Below are 3,249 nucleotides of genomic sequence, written 5' to 3'. Positions count from 1 at the left end.
GCAGCAGCCCCTGGCCACAACGCAGCTCAGCTGTCCCTAATTTAGCTGTCTCAGTTCCGGGGGTCACTCCAGGCGGCAGGCGCCTGAAAAGTGGTGTGTGTCCCGACTTTTCTCTAGCCGAACCTTCTCCGGTGGTCGGCGCTGCGCAGGGTGGAGCGGATGAAGTCGGCCGGGGGGTCGGTTTCGGCCAGGACGGCTTCCTTGATGGCGCGCGGTTCGCCGAACAGGTGGCCCTGGCCGACGGAGATGTCGAGCTCGAGGATGTCGACGATCTGGCGTTCGGTCTCGCATTTCTCGGCGATCAGCTCGATGCCGTAGCGGCGGGTCAGGGCGGCGAAGTCGGCGGCGCGGATGTCGCGCAGGGCGGGCAGGGCCGAGGCGGAGTCGGTGTCGAGCAGGGTCTCGATCAGCAGGTCGGCGGCGACCTTCATGAATTTGACGTCGGACCTCTGAAGATCCGCGAAGTCGAGGTCGAGGGTCTGGACCTTGTCGATCGAGAAGCGGAAGCCGAGGTCGGCCAGCTTGGCCATGTTGCGGGCCTCGACCGCGCCGCGGGCGTCGAACACGGCCTGGCCGAGCTCGAAGATCAGGGCCTGGTTGAGGTCGCGGTTCTCGCTGAGAAAGTCGAGGAACTGGGGGAAGAAGGTCTCGTCGCCGAGCGAGGACAGGGCGACGTTGCAGAACACCCCGACCTTGCGGTCCTGGCGGGCCAGGCGGCGGACGATCTGGGCGCAGCGGAACAGCAGCAGGTTGTCGATGGCCGGGACCAGGCCCTCGCCCTCGGCGACCGACAGATATTCAGCCGGCATCATCACCCGGTCGTCGGCGGCGCGCAGCCGGGTGAAGCTTTCGTAGAAGATGGTCCGGCGCTGGGGCAGGGAGACGACCGGCTGCAGGTAGAGGTCGACGCGGTTCTCGGCCAGGGCCTGGTGGATGGTCTGCAGCAGGACGTTGGACTGTTCGCGGTGGCGGGCCTCATAGGTGTTGGCGGGGGTCGGCTGGGCGAGGCGCTGGTCGATCGACTCGCTCATCTGCTGGATCAGCGATTCCAGCATGCGGACCTCGCCGGACAGCTGTTCGGTCGAGGACAGGGCGCCGCTCTCGATGGCCTGGGCCAGTTCGGTCAGGGCGCCCTGGGTGGATTCCATGGCGTCGGCGAGCAGGCGGTGGGCGTCGCGGACCTGGTCGATCTCCTTCTTCAGCGCGGCGCGTTCGGCCTTGCCGGAGATCCAGGCGTGGAGGGCGGCGAGCAGGCCGAGCGTGGCGATTCCGGCGGCCGCGCCGGCTCCGGCGCCGAGGCCTGCCCGCCACACGAAGGCGCCGACCGTCATGGCCAGGAAGATGTAGCCGAAGAGCAGGAAGCCTTGAGTCAGGGCGCGCATGGAAACGGTTGTTCCGCCTTCCCGGATGGAATCGCCCGAGTATCGGGGTATCACGGCGGTTCGCCTAGGGTTCGTGCACGGATTCTCCCCAAGCTTCGAGGTTAACGATGGAATTGTTCGATCTGACCGGCCAGGTCGCGGTCATCACCGGCTCGTCGCGCGGCATCGGCAAGGCCATCGCCGAACGGCTGGCCGAGCACGGCGCGAAGGTGGTGATCTCGTCGCGCAAGCCGGGGCCGTGCGACGAGGTCGCCGGCGCGATCAATGCGAAGCACGGCCAGGGGCGGGCCATCGCCGTGCCCGCCAACATCGCCTCGAAGGAGGAACTGCGGCGGCTGGTCGACGAGACCGACGCCGCCTTCGGCCGGATCGACATCCTGGTCTGCAACGCCGCGACCAATCCCTACGCCGGGCCGATGGCCGGGATTTCGGACGAGCAGTTCGGCAAGATCCTGCAGAACAACGTGGTCTCCAACCACTGGCTGATCCAGATGGTCGCGCCGCAGATGCTGGAGCGGAAGACCGGGTCGATCATCATCGTCTCTTCGATCGGGGGGCTGCGCGGCAACGCCCTGATCGGGGCCTACAACGTCTCCAAGGCGGCCGACATGCAGCTGGCGCGCAATCTGGCGGTGGAGTGGGGGCCGTCCAACGTGCGGGTCAACACCATCGCCCCGGGCCTGGTGCAGACCGACTTCGCCCGATACCTGTGGGAGAATCCCGAACTGCTGAAGCAGGCCACCGACCCGGCCCCGCTGAAGCGCATCGGCCAGCCGGACGAGATCGCCGGGGCGGCGGTCTATCTGGCCTCGCCGGCGTCGAGCTACATGACCGGCCAGACCCTGGTGGTCGACGGCGGGATCACCATTGCCTGGTGAGGCGGACAGGCCGGTCCCGTGGCGCCGGAACCTGGCCTGGCGGCTGCAGGGCGTCGCCTTCGCGGGCTTCGTCGGCCTGATGAGGATGCTGGGGGTCGAGCGGGCCTCGGCGCTGGGCGGCCGGCTGCTGCGGACGCTGGGGCCGCGGACGGGGACGCAGAAGACGGTGATGCGCAACCTGCGCATCGCCTTTCCGGAGATGGGGCGGGCCGAGCGCGAGGCGCTGGCGCTGGCGCAGTGGGAGCAGACCGGCCGCGCCTTCGCCGAGACCGTGGTGATGGACCGGCTGGTGGCCGAGGGCCGCATCGAGGTGGTCGGGCGCGAGCGGCTGGAGACCATCCGCGCCTCGGGCCGGCCGGTGGTCTTCGTCGCCGGCCATTTCGCCAATGTCGAGACCCTGGCGGCGACCATCGTCGGGGCCGGGGTGCCGTGCCAGATCACCTATCGCGCCGCCAACAACCCCTATGTCGACGCCCAGATCCGGGCGGCGCGGGCCCGCTACGGGGTCCGCCTTTTCGCGCCGAAGGGCGGCGAGGGGGCGCGGGAGCTGCTGGACGGCATGGCGCGCGGCGAGTCGGTGGCGCTGATGAACGACCAGAAATTCTCGGAGGGGCCGGAGGTGACCTTCTTCGGCCAGCCGGTCAACGCCGCGCCGGGGCCGAGCCGGCTGGCGCTGCGCTTCGGCACGGTGCTGCAGCCGATGTCGGTGACGCGGCTGACCGGGGCGCGCTTCCGGGTGACCGTGTACGAGCCGGTCGCGCTGGAGAGGACCGGCGACCGGCAGGCCGACATCGCCCGCGGCGTGCAGGCGATCACCAGCTTCATCGAGGATCGCGTGCGCGAGAATCCGGTCGACTGGTTCTGGGTGCACAGGCGCTGGCCCGACCGGGTCTACGCCGCCCTCGGGCCGGACGGCGGCTAGGGCGAAATCGGTTTGGACGCGATCGCGTCCAAACCCGGATCTTCGCTCCAGCCTTAGACTGGAGCCT

At 69.2% G+C, this 3,249-nt stretch carries 3 protein-coding genes; 2 read left to right on the top strand and 1 reads right to left on the bottom strand.

Features of this window, described 5'->3' with window-relative positions; all coding sequences use genetic code 11:
• Positions 1 to 113: 113 nt before the first annotated feature.
• Entirely contained in the window at positions 114 to 1,382 is a 1,269-nt protein-coding gene (locus tag Q0588_RS03145) for an EAL domain-containing protein (RefSeq protein ID WP_298743694.1), read from the bottom strand.
• A gap of 107 nt (positions 1,383 to 1,489) precedes the next feature.
• Between Q0588_RS03145 and Q0588_RS03140 the strand changes: the two genes are divergently transcribed.
• Together Q0588_RS03140 and Q0588_RS03135 are read left to right on the top strand one after the other, a co-directional pair.
• The gene (locus Q0588_RS03140; protein ID WP_298743692.1) at positions 1,490 to 2,260 is read left to right on the top strand and encodes an SDR family NAD(P)-dependent oxidoreductase; all 771 of its coding nucleotides are present in this window, start codon (positions 1,490 to 1,492) and stop codon (positions 2,258 to 2,260) included.
• A complete protein-coding gene (locus Q0588_RS03135; protein WP_298743691.1) occupies positions 2,250 to 3,182 on the top strand; it encodes a lipid A biosynthesis acyltransferase in 933 nt (310 codons plus the stop codon). The genes Q0588_RS03140 and Q0588_RS03135 overlap by 11 nt, the downstream gene beginning before the upstream one ends.
• The last annotated feature ends 67 nt before the right edge of the window (positions 3,183 to 3,249 follow it).

Source organism: uncultured Brevundimonas sp., assembly GCF_937870815.1.
In the GTDB taxonomy this organism is placed as follows: domain Bacteria; phylum Pseudomonadota; class Alphaproteobacteria; order Caulobacterales; family Caulobacteraceae; genus Brevundimonas.
Note: the sequence above shows the minus strand (reverse complement) of the source record. Positions and strands in the feature narration are given on the sequence as shown.

Coding starts and splice junctions, on each gene's coding strand:
- Q0588_RS03145 (WP_298743694.1), bottom strand. CDS start 1,382: ATGCGCGCCCTGACTCAAGGCTTCCTGCTCTTCGGCTACATCTTCCTG.
- Q0588_RS03140 (WP_298743692.1), top strand. CDS start 1,490: ATGGAATTGTTCGATCTGACCGGCCAGGTCGCGGTCATCACCGGCTCG.